Source organism: Rothia sp. HMSC066H02, from assembly GCF_001814995.1.
Taxonomy (GTDB): Bacteria; Actinomycetota; Actinomycetes; order Actinomycetales; family Micrococcaceae; genus Rothia; species Rothia mucilaginosa.
In genome coordinates, this window is the sequence record NZ_KV818683.1 from 1 (window position 1) to 16,380 (window position 16,380).

The window sequence follows — 16,380 nt, forward strand, 5'->3', positions numbered from 1 at the left end:
GGGGGGGGGGGGGGGGGGGGGGGGGGGGGGGGGGTACTCGCGGAGGCGCACTTACTGCGGGCGTGCAAAGGCCCCGCCGATAAGGGACCGGCGGGGCCTTTTAGAGGTGAGTGCTACTTGGCTTATTTTTCTTGCATCTAGTCAGATTCATCTAGAGGCTTTGCGGGCTCACTCCTGCAATCAGATTTCCGTATTCTCTTATCCCACGAATTAGGGTCGAAGAGATAAGACCCTGCTGGTATTTCTCGAGTTACAGACTGTCCATTTTTAAGGATGATTGTAGCTTTCCCAGGCTGGTATGTGTAAGATCCTAAATTATAAAAATCAAACTTATGAGTATGGGTGTAATTGAAATTTACATTTTCAAATACTGAGTCTGCTTTGGGTTGCTTATTGTTATATGGTTGAAAAATCTGTTGCGTGTAGTACCCAGCTTTTCTTGAGTATTCTTCCATAATTGGAGTTATAATGAGGTCGGTATATATATTTGTATAGAAGCAGGCAATCCCGAAGATGTATGAATTAGAGAAATCCGGGGCAATTTTGAATGTTGCTTCCCGAAAGCTAACTTCTGAATCTTCCGCTCCTAAAATTGTTCCTGAAAAATTTGTCTTATTGCATTCAGAGTGGAACTTTGCATAATTAAAAATGACATTCCCTCTAAATTCTGCCAGTAGAAAATTTGCTTTCTCTTTAAACTCTGTGTATTCAAATAAAGCGGTTTTGTAAAATTGTGTTAGAGTGAAGTCTGTATCTTGATAAAAGTGTGAACGAGAGAAAACGGCAGTGTCTTCAAAATGAACGTGCTTGAAAATGGCACCTTTGTGAAAATGCGATTCAAATGTGAAGCGTTGTTCTATTTTTTCATCTTCCTTAAACCTTGCCCATTCAAAATTAACCGGCCCATGGAAAACCGTATTTACAAAATCTGGGTCACAATAAAACCTTGCAGACTCGAATTCTGTCAATCCGTAAAAGTTTGAATTCTTGAAGGAAATTTCACTCAGGAAGTCTGAGTTATTAAAATTTGCATTTGCTAATTTTATGTTGGACAAAGGGTAATTAATTTTGGAGTTTTCGAAGTTGTATTCAATGTAAGTCCACGGATTTTTACTCGGCAAGCAAAGGATTTCAATTTCACGATTATTTTTTGTGAATTTAAGGGTGTCTTTATCTATTCGCGAGCTAATCTCAGAGAAAATTTTTTGGCGAACGAGGACGTCATTAAAACTACTTTCGGGATCATCGCGAATGTATTTACATAGGTGGTCTACTATGTTAGATACTTCTTTAAATATTTTCTCTGTTGTGTTTTCAAGTAATTCATTCTTTACGTACTCGTCGGCGATATTCATTAGTGTTTCAACTGCCAAAATGCGGGTACTAACATTGTCGCTTTGAAGGTCTAAGATTGATTTCCTGATTTTATCTTGAATAGATTTAGTGTATTCATGTTGTTGTTTGCTTTTTTCGAAGTTTTCCATCATAAGGTGATGTCTTTTATTTTCTGCCCCAGTGAAAGCATTGCGGATGAAATTAAATGCACCGATGACAGGTTTTATAATTGCTATGAGGTCCAATTTTTTAGCCCTTTCGTAATCTGGATGGTGGTGAAATTTTTGATATAAATTGAGATCTCTCCTGTTTTGATTCCTCCTATATTGTCGTAACAAACTGATTGTCTATTTAATTATAGTATAAATTTGACTTGGTTGGTTGCCTGTATTTTTGTATAGATTTCAGTGTGTGGAGTATGCGAGAACTCAGGGTAGGGTGTTTGTGATACCTATAGGGTGGATAATATTTCTGGCAGTGATGGGTTGTCGGGGTTGAAAAGTGCGCACCCAGCGGGGATTGTGTATGTTTTATTTTTGTATTTAATCTCTTGGAGTGGAATTATTTTACTGGAATTGTTGACGCAAAAATTGTAGCTACTAGGGGGTGTATTGTATGAAAATTTTGCTCTATGAAAATTTTCTTGAGTTGATAGTGAGAAAACGGGAAGATACTCAAGGTGGGTATTTTTAAATGATAGCCCTCCGGAAAATTTTGCCCCCACGAATGAAATGGTGTTCAGGGAAGGACGTTTTATGTAGAATCCACTACTTTCAAAAGAAGCGTCGTTGAGGAATGTTGTGTTATTGCAATAGAGAGGAGACATGAAAGTTGTATCTCTAAAGTGTGCGCAGCCTTCAAAGGTTGATTCATTGAATGAAACCTTACTTTTCTTTGTTGCCCCGTAGAAATCTGCTGAATCAAAAATTGCTGTTTCTTTGAAAGTTGATTTTTCAAAGTCTACACTGTCGATGAAAATTGATTCCTTGAATGTAATTGATTTGGAAAAATAAGAATTTGAAAAATCTACAGAATAAAAGAATAACGCTGAGGAGAAATTGAATGTAAAGATAGACCAGGGGCCTTTCTGGATTACATTATTTTTGTCACTTGAACTTTCCATACTTCTGAGACGTGGTCGGATTTCTTTTAATATGGACTGGCGAATATCTCGTTCTTCGCGAACTGTTACGTTATCTTCGGAGTAAATATCTTTGTAATTTGGGAAACTATTGAGAGAATCAATATATTCTTGTATTTCGTTGAGTGGCAAGGGCGAACGGATATATGCACAAAGGATATTGATAATAATCTGTCCTTCATTCTGCTGTTCTTTGGGCTCGAGGGTGTCGTCAGCAAGCCACTCATCGACTAAGCCAACAAGGGTATAGATACCGCCCAGACGGACAGTCGCTTTCTCGTCAGCTAGCTGCTCTACAGCTTTGGTGTAGCGGCTACGACGCTCTGCATGAACCTGGCGGATATGGTCGCGTTCGTTCTTCTCCGCATCCTGCTCATTCTTCTTGATATCCGCGTCGATTTTGAGGCGGTCGCCCTGGTTCTTCCAATTAGTCTGCAGAAGAGTCAGAACCGCAATAATACCGCCAGTGACGTACAGAAGATGCAGACGCAGCTGATCCGAACTGCCAGAGCTCATACCGCAGTGCAACCAGAGAACCCAAGGCAGAACGAGTGCAACCGCACCGCCACCCAGACCAAAGCCAATGAGGAGCTTAGTAAAGTGCCGGATATACCAAGGCCTCCCCTGAGCCTTTGGGATTACCGGGCTCTCTGGAGCGGGTGATGCGTTATTGCTGGGCACTAGGTTCTCCTGTCCTCTCTGATAGGAACGTTCACCTTCCAGCATAGGGTAAAGCTGCTTGCCGTGAGTCGCGCCCGGTCATCAACGAGGGGCCAGCCTGCTTGAGATAGGCAGACGGGGTTTCTTTGCAGCTGTAGCAGGTAACGAGGAATGGAAGTTCTCAAAATGATCGATATTGTTTCTCGCGGTAGGTGCAATGGCTACGTAATTAATATTGTTGTGTTGTTATGTCTTAAGAAATGCGCTACATTATTAGGTATATGGTCGTGTGTGTAGGGCTTGTCCTTATATGCAATGACCATAAAATAAAAGTGGAGCTACCAGCGATGCTGGTAACATCGCCAGTAGCCCCACCATCAGAGCCTAAAAGAGACACGAAGCTGCAAACTCACACATCTCAATCAGGCTGGCAAACAGGGTAGCTACATAGCTTCCCCGTTCAACGAGGAGCCAGAAATGGTCCTTCTCCATAGGAGCGCACCTCCTCTCTATTTAATTTATAAATTAGAGACAACGCGGAATTGCGTTGTCACTGCTGATTTTAGCAGATGACACACATTCCGCGGATTTTTGCTACCCAATTTAAGTTTTATTTATCTTAGACATGGCGTAATACCACTGGAAAGCGATAAACGAATTCGGGTAGATAAGAATCGAAAAACCCCGCTAGAGCCTACTCGCTCAAGCGGGGTTTTTCGTGCCGTTTTTATTTTGTGCCCAGCTGCTCGGCGGCGGCGGCCAGACGCGCAAAAGCCCCGCCATACATTCACGCGGCGGGGCCTCAAGATAATTACTGCGCAGGCTCACTCAGGCGTGTGTACTCCTTCTGCTGTTCATCCCAGGACGCCGGATCAAAGAGCACCGTACCGACCGGGATACGGTAGCCCACGCCGTTCAGCCCGGCTGTACCCAGAGGAATAGGCTGACTGTCCTCATACACCGCGAAGTTATGCGCCTCCTGACCGGCGGTCTCCGAAGCAGTAGACAGGGCAACGAACCGAGCCCGGCGCATCTCGCCCGAGTCAGCATCCTCAACAGCGAAGACTGGCGGGCTCTTCACGAAAGACACATCGCAGAAATCAGCAGTCTGCACAAAGGACGCGCCATAAAACTCCGCGCCCGCCTTAAAGGTCACATCACGGAACCCAGCGAGCCCCTCAAACGTAGCCCGGCTAAAGTGCGCATCCCCGTAGAAGGTTGCCGCGTTAAACCCGGCATGCCCCTCAAAGACCGCCTCACGGAACTCCGCAACTCCCGCAAAATCCGTCCTGAAGAAGCTCGCATTACCGCCAAAAGACGACCTAAAGAACCCAGCGTTCCCTTCAAAGGAGGCACCGCTAAAGCCCGCATCCGCCGCAAACGTACTGTCGCGGAAGTCAGCGTGCCCTCCAAAAGAAGCCTCGCGGAAGTCAGCATTAGCATTGAATGTCACCCAGCGGAAGAATGCATCACCAGCAAAGCGCGCGTTACTAAAGTCTGCCGTTCCCATGAAAGTTACGTCGCTAAAACGCGCGTCCTGGTCAAAGACCGCCCGGGTAAAGTTCGCGTTACCTACAAAAGTTGCCCCGCTGAAATCCGAACCGCCGCAGAACCTCGCCGCAGAGAAATCGGCGTTCTCAATAGTCAGACCGTCGAGAGGGTAGAAGACGACCGCCCGGCTGAAATCGAACTCAAAGCCGCTCCACGCGCCGGGGACAACAGCCACCTCGCCCTTCTCGTTTTCGGCAAGGGTGCTGCTGCGCTTGCTCATCTCAACGAAGATGCTGCGGCGAATATCCTGCTCACCACGGAAAGCCGCCAGATCCGTAGCGAAATCACCCGCATAGTTAGCGGGCGGCGTATCGGATTCAAAAGCTTCTGCCTTGAACGCCCGCGCGAACGGCGAACGAACATAAGCGCAGAGGGCATTGACGATGACCTGTCCCTCCTTCTGCCGCGCCTGAACGCTGAGTTGCTCGTCAGCGAGCCACTCATCCACCAGACCCGCAAGCGTGCTGATGGCGCTCGCACGGACTGCAGGGTTCGGATACGCCAGCTGCTCAACTGCCTTGCTGTAACGGGTACGGCGCTCGGCATGCACCCGCTGGGGGTGTTCCAGCTTTTTCTGGGCGTTCATGCGGTGGAACTCCCCAAGAAAGAGAACACCCAACAGGGTGCCGGTGATGAAGAAAATGAACGGCTGAACCTCAAAATTGGCGATGTCAGTGTCAAAGGTGAAAGGCATAAGACCCGCCGTGACAATGCCCAAGAGCGCGATAGCCCAAACCCAGGTGCGGAAGCTCGACAGCTTCCCCTTGAGGTTGCCGAACTGCGCGGCGAGCGGGAAAAGCAGAATGACGACTGCGCAAGCTATCAGCCAAGCCCACGCGGTGCTGGGTGCCAGATGCATGTGGTTCTCCTGTCATCGTTGAAAGGGGCGGGTCATACTCAGCATAAGGTAAAGCTGCTGGGCTTGGGTGGTTGTGGGTCAAAAGCAATAACCCCGCCAGCGCTGGATGCGCGGGCGGGGTCTGTGGGGGCTTCCCCGACGGCGGGGGAGAGCTAGGTGTTATTTTGCGGGCTCACTAACGCTTTGCGGGCTCACTAACGCGGGTGTACTCCTGCTGCTCTTCGTCCCAGGAATCCGGGTCATACAGCACCGCACCGATAGGGAGAATGAACGTTCTATTAAGAAGTTCCGCCTCGCCACACCTGAAGCCATGAGCGCTCTCCGGGCGCGTCTCGAACAGGTAATCCTGTGAATCCGCCTGTGCCGAGAACCGTGCCCCCTGCGGTTGAGCCTTCGAGCCTCCAAAGGACGGCTCAACGTACGCGAAGCTAGTCTGCCTGAAGTCCGCGCCCTGACCGAACGTCGCATCCTCGAAGTAGGCTCCCTCAAAGCTCGCCCCGTTAAAGCTCACCGTCCCCGCGAACGTCGCCCTACCGAAGCCGACAAATGCCGTGAACGTCGCCTCACTAAAGTCGGCGCCCTGCGCGAATGCCGCGTTAGCGAAGTTCGCGTACTGCGGGAAGTCCATGTCATAGCTCGTCCTTATAACCGCAAAAAAACTCGACCGGCTGAACGTGGTGTCGCCGTCGAACCGCGCCCCACTAAAATCTGCGTACTGCGTGAAGGTCGCCCCGCTAAAGTCCGCCACGCCCGCAAAGCGCACGCCGCTGAACATTGCGGACTGCTTGGTGACTACACCGGCAAAGCGCGCGGTCCCGCCGAACAGCGACTTGGAGAACACCGCCGGGCGGTTGAAGACCGATGCTGCGAAGTGCGCCTCATCGCGGAACGTGGAGGCGGTGAACACTGCATTTCCGTCGAAGGTGACCGTCGCGAAGCTGGCTATGCCCGCGGTGTTCAAGCGTGAGAAGTCGGCGTCGGACCCGAAGGTGGATACCGCGAAGTCAGCCGTAGCCGAAAAGACCGCATCTGAGAAGTCCGCCTCGCCGGTGAAGGTTACGGTTGCGAAGCTTGCCGCGTCTGCAAAGCGTGCCTGGCTGAACTCTGCCGCGCCTGCGAAGTGTGCTGTGCTGAACCCTACCCAGCCGGTGAAGTTCGCGCCCTGGAAAGATGCGTCAGCCGTGAACTTGGCTGCCGAGAAGCTGGTGTCACCGTGGAAGGTTGCACCGGAGAAATCCGCCGGACCGTAGAAGGTTGCGGAGGCGAAATCAGCGTTCTGAAAGTGCAACTGCTGTAGCGGGTAGAAGATGGGTGCGCCGCCAAAGTCGAAGCGCAGATCAACCCACATGGGCGATATTGGCAGTACAGCGTGCTGGTTCTTCTTATGGCCTGCCTTGCTGCTTTCGGCGGCGGCGAGGCGGCGGCTGAACTCCATGAAAACTGTGCGGCGCACTAGCTGCTCTTCGCGTAGTGCCTCCTGATCGCGCGTGAAGTCCCCTTCGTACCCTTCGGGGGCTTCGTCTGATTCTAGAACCTGCCGCTTTTGCGCGAGGGGGTAGGGCGTGCGGATGCACCCGGTCAGCTCGTCGACGATGGCTTGGGCTTCTTCGCGGCGCACCTGCTCGGGGAGGGATGCGTCGGTGAGCCACTCGTCTGCGAGGTTGACGAGCGTGTACGCCCCGCCGAGGCGTACGGCGGGCTGGTGCCCGTCGAGGAACTGTTCGAGAGCGTGCGTGTAGCGTTCGCGCCGCCCGGCCTGCTGGTTGCGTGCCGGGGTGTTTTTGCGTTGCCGCAGCTTGGTGAAGAGTTTGTTGAGGTTCATGGTGGTGTGCCCTTCCTGCTCCGGTGCTGGCTTATATCCAGCATAGGGGAGAGCCTCACCCTTGCGCGCTCGCGCTGGGCGAAAGAACAAGCCCCGCCGACGAGGGGCCGGCGGGGCTTTTGGCGGTGAGCCTTATTTAGAGGAGGGGTTTCCTTGTTCTCCTCTAGAATCTTCTATTCACTTCGCAGGTTCGCTTAGCCCGCTGTAATTCCCATCCTTATTTTTTGGGGACATCGGGTCGAAGAGTACCGTTCCAAAGGGAATCTGGCGTTTTATTCCGGCAAGTTCGGCTTCACCCAGTGGAATAGCCTTACTGTTGCTATGGAGAGAGAAATTGTAGTCCTTTTGAGCTGAGTGTATGGAGAACTGGGCTCTCAAGGTCCCGCTCACAAAGGTTGGTTCATAATTTTCGAAGCGGGTGTTGTCGAAATTTACTTTTTGAGTGAAGGTTACTCCGCTGAAGTGCGCAGTTCGGGTGAAGGTCGCCCAGCTGAAGTCTGCGTTTTGGGTGAAGGTCGCCCTGATGAAGTTCGCGTTTTGGGTGAAGGTCGCCCTGATGAAGTTCGCGTTTTGGGTGAAGGTCGCCCCGCTGAAATGCGCGTTTTGGGTGAAGGTCGCCCCGCTGAAGTTCGCGATTTGGGTGAAGGTCGCCCCGCTGAAGTTCGCGATTTGGGTGAAGGTCGCCCTGGTGAAGGTCGCGTTTTGGGTGAAGGTTGCCTCGCTGAAGTACGCGTTTTGGGTGAAGGCCGCCCAGCTAAAGTTTGCGTTTTGGGTGAAGGTCGCCCTGCTGAAGATCGCGTTTTGGGTGAAGGTTGCCTCGCTGAAGTCTGCGTTTTGGGTGAAGGTCGCATCGCGGAAGTTCGCGTTTTGGGTGAAGGTCGCCCAGCTGAAGATCGCGTTTTGGGTGAAGGTCGCCCTGCTGAAGTCCACGGTTTGGGTGAAGGTCGCCTCGCTGAAGTCTGCGTTGCTGTAGAACTTGGCAGAAGAAAAATTACCTTTCTCAATCGTGAGGCTATTGAGAGGATAGAAAATGGGTGCTCGTCTGAAATCGAAATCAAAGTCACTCCAGATTCCTGGAACGGTTTTGATTACCTCGCCCTTCTTCTTGGTGAAGGTACTACTGCGCTTGCTCATCTCGACGAAGATAGTGCGGCGTACGTCCTGTTCTTCGTGGAACTTTGCATAGTCTGCGGTGATGTCTTTAGGCTTTTCGTATTCATCAGAATCTTCGAAACGCTTAATCAGAATCTGGAGCCGTAAAGACTCTTCTTCGCTGAGCTTCTCGGATTCTGATTTCTGGAGCTTTTCTAGTTCTTGGCGGGCTTCATATTCTTCAATTTCCTCTGCCAAGGGGAAGGGCGAACGAATGTAGGAGCAGAGGTTATTGATAATAACCTGCCCTTCTTTGATTCGAGTTTCTTCATCAATATTGTCATCGTCCAGCCACTCATCTACAAGGCTAACGAGGGAATATACTCCGCCAAGGCGCACAGGCGCCTTCTCGCTGGATAGTTTGTCGACTGCTTCAATATAGCGGTCACGGCGAGCTGCATGCACCTGACGAATATGGTCCTGGCTATTCTTGCGATTTGTCTCAATAAGACCCAAGACAGCGATAATACCACCCGTAATATAGAGAAGGTGTCCTCTCAACTCAGAAGCAGAGTTTTTAGATTCTTGTTTCTGTTGATTTCCAGTATCCTGACCGCTCTGTGTAGGCTGGGGGCTGCTTATAGTTTGTTGAGACTTGGCGCTATCATTTTCCCTGAACCAATTCGTATAAGAAGGGACAAAAAGAGCCGCTGAAGCGCCAGCAATGGCAAGCACGGCAAGCGAAAGTATGAAATATTTATTTGTGAGGGTGGAGAAGAGATTTTGTGCATATGATGCCAGATATTTTTTTTATAATTAGTAGTATGAATAATGCGATTGCGCTTTCCCAGGTATGGGTGGCTATAAATTTAAATATATCCGGGATATATATTTCTGTAATTTTTGAATAATTAAAGACTGCATAGACTATAAGTGCTGAAAAAATAATATTTGTAATTATTTTGATGGGTGTTTTTATCCCTAAGAAGAAGTTTTTTATATTCTCCTTAGCTGATATGTATTTACTTTTCGGAAAGGTCTTGAATGCTTCTGGCACGGGATTCTCCTGTCTGCTTTGAGAGGATATGGTCGTAACCAGCATACGGCAGGTGGGGACTCTCAAGCCACAGGTGAAGATTAGAGAATTACGTATCGGACAAGCGGAGATACCTCCATAGAATGAGCGATGGAGCTTGCAGACAGGCACTCCATATATAAGAGGAGCGAATCTCTGATATCTCACTGCACCTCTAGCAACGCTGCTAGAGGTTGAGTCTCCAGACTTAAAAATCACCCCGCACACCCTATATAGGGCGCTCTGTTGTCCCCCTCAGTACCTCTCGCGCCCCAATTTTTCGATTTTCCACACCTTGTTTAAAAAATTTTTTCGCCCCGACCGTCCATCAGCGTCCGCCGTGCGCTGAATCGCCGCGCCGCGCCCTCAATTAGCCCAAAAACCCCGGAATTCCGCGGCAAAACCGCCCATCCGCGCCTCGCCGCCGCCCCGATTTTCCCCGTAAAACACCGCCCCAGAACCCCAAAAAACCCGCCCCTCACACACCTCCGCGAAAAAAAGTTGAGTAAAGTTCACTCAACTCTATTGACAGCCCCTCCGAGAGAGTGCATACTTGAGTACATGAGGCTCAAGGCAGCCGCGCAGACCACCCCACACGGGGGCGGCACGCGCAGCACCGACCGCCTCCAAAACTTTCAAACTAACCCGCCTCGCATTAGAAGAAGCGGGGCACTGATCACAAGGAGTGAATAAATATGGCACGTGCAGTAGGTATTGACCTCGGTACCACCAACTCGGTCGTAGCAGCACTGGAAGGTGGCGACCCGGTCGTCATCGCTAACGCAGAGGGCACCCGCACCACCCCCTCCGTCGTCGCATTCTCCAAGGACGGCGAGGTTCTGGTCGGTAGCGTTGCAAAGCGTCAGGCAGTAACCAACGTCGACCGCACCATCTCCTCCGTCAAGCGCCACATGGGCACCGACTGGACCACTGAGATTGACGGCAAGAAGTACACCCCGCAGGAAATCTCCGCTCGTATCCTCATGAAGCTGAAGGGCGACGCAGAGGCATTCCTGAACGACACCGTCACCGACGCTGTCATCACCGTCCCGGCATACTTCAACGACGCTGAGCGTCAGGCAACCAAGGAAGCCGGCGAGATCGCAGGTCTGAACGTCCTGCGTATCGTCAACGAGCCCACCGCCGCAGCACTCGCATACGGCCTGGACAAGGGTAAGGAAGACGAGCTCATCCTGGTCTTCGACCTCGGTGGCGGTACCTTCGACGTCTCCCTGCTGGAAGTCGGCAAGGACGACGACGGCTTCTCCACCATCCAGGTTCGCGCAACCAGCGGTGACAACCGCCTCGGTGGCGACGACTGGGACCAGCGCGTAGTCGAGTGGCTGCTTGCACAGGTGAAGGCAAACACCGGCGCTGACCTGTCCAAGGACAAGATTGCTCTGCAGCGTCTGCAGGAAGCAGCTGAGCAGGCTAAGAAGGAGCTGTCCAGCGCTTCTAGCACCAACATCTCCCTGCAGTACCTGTCCGTCACCCCCGAGGGCCCCATCCACCTGGATGAGAAGCTGACCCGCGCAAAGTTCGAGGAACTGACCCGCGACCTGCTCGAGCGCACCAAGAAGCCCGTGCTCGACGTAATCAAGGAAGCTGGTGTGTCCATCTCCGAGATTTCCGAGGTCATCCTGGTTGGTGGCTCCACCCGTATGCCCGCTGTTGCTGAGCTCGTCAAGGAGCTCACCGGCCGCGAGCCCAACAAGGGCGTGAACCCCGACGAGGTCGTGGCAATGGGTGCAGCACTGCAGGCAGGCGTTCTGAAGGGCGACCGTAAGGACGTTCTGCTGATCGACGTCACCCCCCTCTCCCTCGGTATCGAGACCAAGGGCGGCGTGATGACCAAGCTGATCGAGCGCAACACCGCAATCCCGACCAAGCGTTCCGAGACCTTCACCACCGCAGAGGACAACCAGCCCTCCGTGACCATTCAGGTCTTCCAGGGTGAGCGTGAGTTCACTCGCGACAACAAGAACCTGGGTACCTTCGAGCTGACCGGCATCGCCCCCGCACCCCGTGGCGTGCCCCAGATTGAGGTCACCTTCGACATCGATGCAAACGGCATCGTCCACGTCTCCGCAAAGGACAAGGGCACCGGTGTTGAGCAGTCCATGACCATCACCGGCGGCACCTCCCTCTCCAAGGACGACATTGACCGCATGGTCAAGGACGCAGAGGCACACGCTGAGCAGGACAAGGCACGCCGCGAGGCTGCTGACACCCGCAACGAAGCCGAGTCCGTCGCATACACCACTGAGAAGCTCCTGAAGGAGAACGGCGACAAGCTGCCCGAGAACGTCAAGACCGAGGTTCAGGGCGATGTCGACGAGCTGAAGAAGGCACTCGAGAGCGACGACGACGCAGCAGTGAAGTCCGCATTCGAGAAGCTGCAGGCATCCCGATCCAAGCTGGGTGAGGCACTCTACGCAGCAGCACAGGCTGAGGCATCCGAGTCCAAGCCCGCCGCTGATGAGGACGTTGTCGACGCCGAGGTTATCGACGAAGACGAGAAGAAGTAATCATGGCTGAGCAGGAAAACACCACCCCCGACCCGCTGGAGGAGGCGTTCAACGCCCCCGCAGCGGAAGGCCATCCCGAAGCTGAGTCGGTCGAAACCGCCGACGACGCAGCGGAAGCCGTCGAGGCTGAGCTCCAGGACGCCGTAGAAGCAGAATCTGCGGATGCGGCACTCGCCGCAGAGCGCCTGGACTCCCTGCTTCGCCTGCAGGCCGAGTTCACTAACTTCAAGAACCGCACCGCTCGCGAAAAGGAGCAGCTGCGACTCTTCGTCATCAGTGACCTGGTCGGTTCCCTGCTGCCGGTGTTCGATGACATCGACGCCGCACGCAAGCACGGCGACTTGCAGGAAGGCCCCTTCGCCTCCATCGCTACCAAGCTCGAAGAGCTGCTCGGCAAGCAGGGCGTGGAGCGCTTCGGTGAAGTAGGCGACGCCTTCGACCCGAACATCCACGAAGCTGTACTGCAGCAGCCCACCGACGAGGTGGCTGAGGATCATGTCTCCATGGTTCTGCGTTACGGCTACCGCGTGAACGACCGTGTGGTTCGTACCGCTCAGGTGGCTGTGGCTGTCGCACCGTAAGGTGGTCGGCTCAGCATTGGCTGAATAACTAACGACGGGCGGGTGCTCTCCCTGGTGGGGGAGTGCCCGCCCTGTTGTTTGCCTGAGCTATTTGCACGGGCTGTTCTGCCTGGCGCGCCTGTTCTGTCGGGGTTGCTATACCCGGTGTGTTGGCGCGGGTTTTGGCTCGTAGGAGCGGCGGTTAAAAGGCTTGTAGGGGTGCAATTTTTTGGGCTCAACCCTTTCAAAATTGAGTCAAGTAGACTAAACTTTTATATAGAGCATTAAGACAAGCACGCGGTGCCCCTGCAAGCCGTCCCGTAACCGAGGAGGGCGGCGCATCACCGCAGAAGGAGAAACACAACATGGCAAGTGAAAACTGGCTAACCGACGACTTTTATAAGGCACTGGGTGTCAGCGAAGACGCAAGCGAAAACGACATCAAGAAGGCGTACCGCAAGCTCTCCCGCAAGTACCACCCGGACCTGAACCCCGGCGACGCCGCAGCAGAGAAGAAGTTCAAGGAAATCTCGGAAGCATACGACGTGCTCTCCGATAAGAAGCAGCGCGAAGAGTACGACCAGATCCGCCGCTACGGCGCATCTGGCATGGGCGGATTCGGCGGTGGCAGCTACACCGGCTACCCCGGCGCGGACGCATTCGGCGGCTTCAGCAATGGCGGCGCAGGCATCAACATTGACGACCTGCTCGGTGGACTCTTCGGCGGCAGCGCTGGCGGTTCCCGACGCTCCGCAGGCTTCACCAGCGCCGACTTCGGCGGCATGGGTGGCGGCGGTTTCGGCGGTGCACAGCACGCAGCCCCCGAAGAAAGCACCACCAGCACCCGCGTCAGCCTCGCCCAGGCGTACACCGGCGCGACCGTGACCGTGTTCCTGCCGGACGGCTCCCACACCGAGGCACGCATCCCCGCAGGCATTAAGGACGGCCAGAAGGTGCGCCTGCGCGGCAAGGGCCTGCGCGGCGGCGACCTGAAGGTCACCGTGCGCGTCTCCGATGACTCCGTGTACTCGCGCGAGGGCAACAACCTGATCCTGCGCGCACCCGTCACCCTCGCCGAGGCCGTCGACGGCGCAGTGATTGAGGTGCCCCTGCCCGACGCATCCACCGTGAAGCTGCGCCTGGCACCCGGCCAGGTCGGCCGCCGACTGCGCGCTAAGGGCCGTGGCTTCAAGGCTAAGGGCGGCGACGGCGACCTGCTGGTCATCCCGGAGATTGTACTGCCCACCGAGCTGAGCGCAGAGGCGCAGGAAGCATTCGATAAGTTCGTAAAACTGGCACCGCAGGAGAACCCGCGTAAGGATCTGTTGAAGAAGGCGAAGTAAACCATGGCATCTCGAGAATCATCATCTAAGTCCCGTAGCGGCAAGCCGTTGCACAGCGTGGACCTGCCGGTTTTCGTGATTTCTGTGGCGGCTGAGCTGGCGGGCATGCACCCGCAGACCCTGCGCCAGTACGACCGCATCGGCCTGGTCCAGCCTTCGCGTGCGCCCGGCAAAGCGCGCCGCTATTCGCAGCGTGACGTGAACCGTCTGCAGCAGATTCAGCAGCTCTCGCAGGAGGGCGTCTCCCTGGAGGGTATTCGCCGCATTATTGAGCTGGAGTCCCTCGTGGAGGAGCAGCAGGAGCAGATTGCGGCGCTGCAGCGTCAGGTTGAGGATGCGAAGGTGAAGCTGGGCTTGGCGGAGCGCGTGTTCGCTGCCGGTACCAGTGGCGACGTGGTGCATATTGCCCGCGGTACCCGCCCGGCGCCTCGTCAGCGTTCTTCGGCTGTGGTGCTGTACCGTCAGCGTCACCAGTCGGCTACGGCGGATGATACGAAGCCGCAGCGCTAAACCGGCTAAACCCGCTACACTGGGATAAACGGCTCGGCTGTTCTAGCTCATTTGCGCTAGTCAGCGACCCATATAGGCTTGTGCGTCTTTGTGTCATACGCCGCGCGAGGGAGGGTAGACCCCCGCCCCGCATGCACTCAGACCCACACACAAGGAGGTGAGGCTCCCCGAACGAACGGGGAGCCTCACCTGCTTTAACCTATATGCACTTTGCGCGCTGGCGGGAAACCACCTGGCGGTAACTGGCGCTGCCCCGCTTACTTGCGGCGGTAGGTCAGATCGTGCGCGCGGCGGCCCGCCTCCTGAGCCTTACGTTCAAAGCTGGTGAGGGTGCGACCCTCCCAACGCGGAGCCCAACCACCCAGCGGATCCTCCTCGGTCGCACCGGCGCCGGGGTTCATGTTCTCAAAGTCGGGGTGCGCCTCCAGAACCTCACGCATGACCAGGGCGTACTCCTCCCAGTCGGTCGCCAGACGCCAAATGCCGCCGGGCTTGAGTACACGCGCAACCTTATCAGCGAACGCCGGGGATACCAGGCGGCGCTTGTGGTGGCGGGACTTGTGCCAGGGGTCCGGGAAGAACACCCACAGCTCGTCCACGGAGTTCTCCTCAAGCATGTTGTCGAGCAGCTCGGGTGCGTTCGCCTGAGCCACACGCACGTTCTCCACGCCGGCGTTGCCCATCTTCAGCAGCAGGTCCGCGATGCCGGGGGTGTACACCTCAACGGCGAGGAAGTTCGCCTCGGGCACCTCAGCTGCGCGGTGCACAATCGCCTCGCCCAGACCGGAACCGATCTCGACGACCTGGTACGCCTCACGGCCGTAAATCTTAACCGGGTCGAAGGTCGCCTCGGGTGCGACGGAGGTGTCGGTGCGCAGGCGCGGGATGTCCAGCACGTGGGTGGGGGAGTAGGTGTCCCACGCCTTCTGGCGGCGCGCGGTGAGGCGGTCGCCGCGGCGGACGAAGGAGTAGGGCTGGCGGAAGAATTCCTCGGGAACCGGCTTCTTGGCCTTTTCTTCGGTGGATTCGGGTGCCTGGCTAGGCTGCGTGTTCTCAGTAGACATACCTAAAAGAATAGCGCAGGGCCGCGGCACCGTGCGGTTTCGCGGCTTGTACGGGCGGGTGATACTGGGCTGGTCGGGTGTGGGTAGGTGGCGTGCGCGGTCTGCGAAGCGTAGAAATTCGGTGCGCATAGAAAATCAGCGGGCATACAAAAGTGCGGCGGGAACAAAGACTGTTCCCGCCGCACTTTCGCGAGGTTGCTTGAGGAGTGAGCTAAGAGGAGGGGCTTACTTCTTGGAGCCCAGCAGTGCCAGGCCCGCGCCGAGCATCACGATGTTGTTGGCGAGCTGCTGGCCGTCCTGGGTGGGGCGGAAGTACTTGTCGTGCATGTCCGGGTTGCGGAAGTACATGGTCATCAGGTTTGCCGCGAATGCGGTCAGGCCTGCGCCCGCCAGGCGTGCGGGGATGAAGGGGGTCAGCAGGGTTGCGCCGAGTGCGGTCTCTGCGCCGGAGATGAGCTTGCCGAAGGTTGCTGCGTCCAGCTTGGAGACTGCGGGAACGCCGGTTGCCGCCATCTGCTGCAGGAAGGCGTAGGTGCCTTCGTCTGCCTTGAGCTTCTTGACGCCTGCGTCGAGGATGAGTGCGCCGGCGGTGAGGCGGAGTGCTGCGTTGGAGAACTTGCTCATTGTTGTGTCCTTCTGTTCTGTGTTTGGTCGGTTAGGTTTTCGTTTGAACGGTTTCTACTCTAGACCCACTTTCTCGCATTGTAAAGTTTTACTTGTAAAGTTTCTTAATTTTTTGAAAACTGAAGAGGCGGGGCGCTCCGGATGGGGGGCTCTCGCACTCGGCAGGTCACCGCAGGCTCGCGCTGCCCCTGAACTGTCGCCTCCCTGCGCCGTCTC

Annotated in this window: 12 protein-coding genes; 4 read left to right on the forward strand and 8 right to left on the reverse strand. The window is 54.8% G+C overall.

Translation table 11 applies throughout. The features are described 5' to 3' along the window. Positions 1-137: 137 nt before the first annotated feature. The 6 genes from HMPREF2999_RS04240 to HMPREF2999_RS04265 form a co-directional block, all read right to left on the reverse strand. A complete protein-coding gene (locus tag HMPREF2999_RS04240; protein ID WP_141757040.1) occupies positions 138-1,580 on the reverse strand; it encodes a pentapeptide repeat-containing protein in 1,443 nt (480 codons plus the stop codon). A 206-nt stretch (positions 1,581-1,786) separates the two neighbouring features. Beyond that, positions 1,787-3,157 (reverse strand): pentapeptide repeat-containing protein, encoded by a 1,371-nt coding sequence (locus HMPREF2999_RS04245; protein WP_070676075.1) that lies wholly within the window; start codon positions 3,155-3,157, stop codon positions 1,787-1,789. Positions 3,158-3,947: 790 nt separating this feature from the next. After that, positions 3,948-5,546, reverse strand: a complete 1,599-nt coding sequence (locus tag HMPREF2999_RS04250; RefSeq protein WP_070676076.1) for a pentapeptide repeat-containing protein — start codon at positions 5,544-5,546, stop codon at positions 3,948-3,950. Positions 5,547-5,721: 175 nt separating this feature from the next. Then, positions 5,722-7,368 (reverse strand): pentapeptide repeat-containing protein, encoded by a 1,647-nt coding sequence (locus HMPREF2999_RS04255; RefSeq protein ID WP_070676077.1) that lies wholly within the window; start codon positions 7,366-7,368, stop codon positions 5,722-5,724. Positions 7,369-7,545: 177 nt separating this feature from the next. Then, entirely contained in the window at positions 7,546-9,195 is a 1,650-nt protein-coding gene (locus HMPREF2999_RS04260) for a pentapeptide repeat-containing protein (protein ID WP_246823074.1), read from the reverse strand. Positions 9,196-9,217: 22 nt separating this feature from the next. Beyond that, positions 9,218-9,517: a hypothetical protein gene (locus HMPREF2999_RS04265; protein WP_070676078.1), complete on the reverse strand. Its 300-nt coding sequence runs from the start codon at positions 9,515-9,517 to the stop codon at positions 9,218-9,220. A gap of 713 nt (positions 9,518-10,230) precedes the next feature. Between HMPREF2999_RS04265 and dnaK the strand changes: the two genes are divergently transcribed. From dnaK to HMPREF2999_RS04285, 4 genes are all read left to right on the forward strand, one after another. Further along, positions 10,231-12,063 carry a molecular chaperone DnaK gene (dnaK, locus tag HMPREF2999_RS04270; RefSeq protein WP_070676079.1) on the forward strand — a complete coding sequence of 611 codons (1,833 nt, stop codon included), beginning with the start codon at positions 10,231-10,233 and terminating at the stop codon, positions 12,061-12,063. A 2-nt stretch (positions 12,064-12,065) separates the two neighbouring features. Then, a complete protein-coding gene (locus tag HMPREF2999_RS04275; RefSeq protein ID WP_070676080.1) occupies positions 12,066-12,644 on the forward strand; it encodes a nucleotide exchange factor GrpE in 579 nt (192 codons plus the stop codon). Positions 12,645-12,988: 344 nt separating this feature from the next. Then, positions 12,989-13,966, forward strand: a complete 978-nt coding sequence (locus HMPREF2999_RS04280) for a DnaJ domain-containing protein (protein WP_070676081.1) — start codon at positions 12,989-12,991, stop codon at positions 13,964-13,966. Positions 13,967-13,969: 3 nt separating this feature from the next. Next, positions 13,970-14,476, forward strand: a complete 507-nt coding sequence (locus HMPREF2999_RS04285; RefSeq protein WP_049341461.1) for a heat shock protein transcriptional repressor HspR — start codon at positions 13,970-13,972, stop codon at positions 14,474-14,476. Between the two features lie 257 nt (positions 14,477-14,733). On the opposite strand, the gene trmB is transcribed toward HMPREF2999_RS04285, so the two are convergent. Together trmB and HMPREF2999_RS04295 are read right to left on the reverse strand one after the other, a co-directional pair. After that, positions 14,734-15,540: a tRNA (guanosine(46)-N7)-methyltransferase TrmB gene (trmB, locus tag HMPREF2999_RS04290; protein WP_070644223.1), complete on the reverse strand. Its 807-nt coding sequence runs from the start codon at positions 15,538-15,540 to the stop codon at positions 14,734-14,736. Positions 15,541-15,765: 225 nt separating this feature from the next. Continuing rightward, the gene (locus HMPREF2999_RS04295; protein WP_070676082.1) at positions 15,766-16,164 is read right to left on the reverse strand and encodes a hypothetical protein; all 399 of its coding nucleotides are present in this window, start codon (positions 16,162-16,164) and stop codon (positions 15,766-15,768) included. Positions 16,165-16,380: the final 216 nt, after the last annotated feature.

What these genes read in the sequence shown, in the direction of transcription:
- HMPREF2999_RS04250 (WP_070676076.1), bottom strand. Translation starts at nt 5,546, where the DNA reads ATGCATCTGGCACCCAGCACCGCGTGGGCTTGGCTGATAGCTTGCGCA.
- HMPREF2999_RS04255 (WP_070676077.1), bottom strand. Translation starts at nt 7,368, where the DNA reads ATGAACCTCAACAAACTCTTCACCAAGCTGCGGCAACGCAAAAACACC.
- dnaK (WP_070676079.1), top strand. Translation starts at nt 10,231, where the DNA reads ATGGCACGTGCAGTAGGTATTGACCTCGGTACCACCAACTCGGTCGTA.
- HMPREF2999_RS04275 (WP_070676080.1), top strand. Translation starts at nt 12,066, where the DNA reads ATGGCTGAGCAGGAAAACACCACCCCCGACCCGCTGGAGGAGGCGTTC.
- HMPREF2999_RS04280 (WP_070676081.1), top strand. Translation starts at nt 12,989, where the DNA reads ATGGCAAGTGAAAACTGGCTAACCGACGACTTTTATAAGGCACTGGGT.
- HMPREF2999_RS04285 (WP_049341461.1), top strand. Translation starts at nt 13,970, where the DNA reads ATGGCATCTCGAGAATCATCATCTAAGTCCCGTAGCGGCAAGCCGTTG.
- trmB (WP_070644223.1), bottom strand. Translation starts at nt 15,540, where the DNA reads ATGTCTACTGAGAACACGCAGCCTAGCCAGGCACCCGAATCCACCGAA.
- HMPREF2999_RS04295 (WP_070676082.1), bottom strand. Translation starts at nt 16,164, where the DNA reads ATGAGCAAGTTCTCCAACGCAGCACTCCGCCTCACCGCCGGCGCACTC.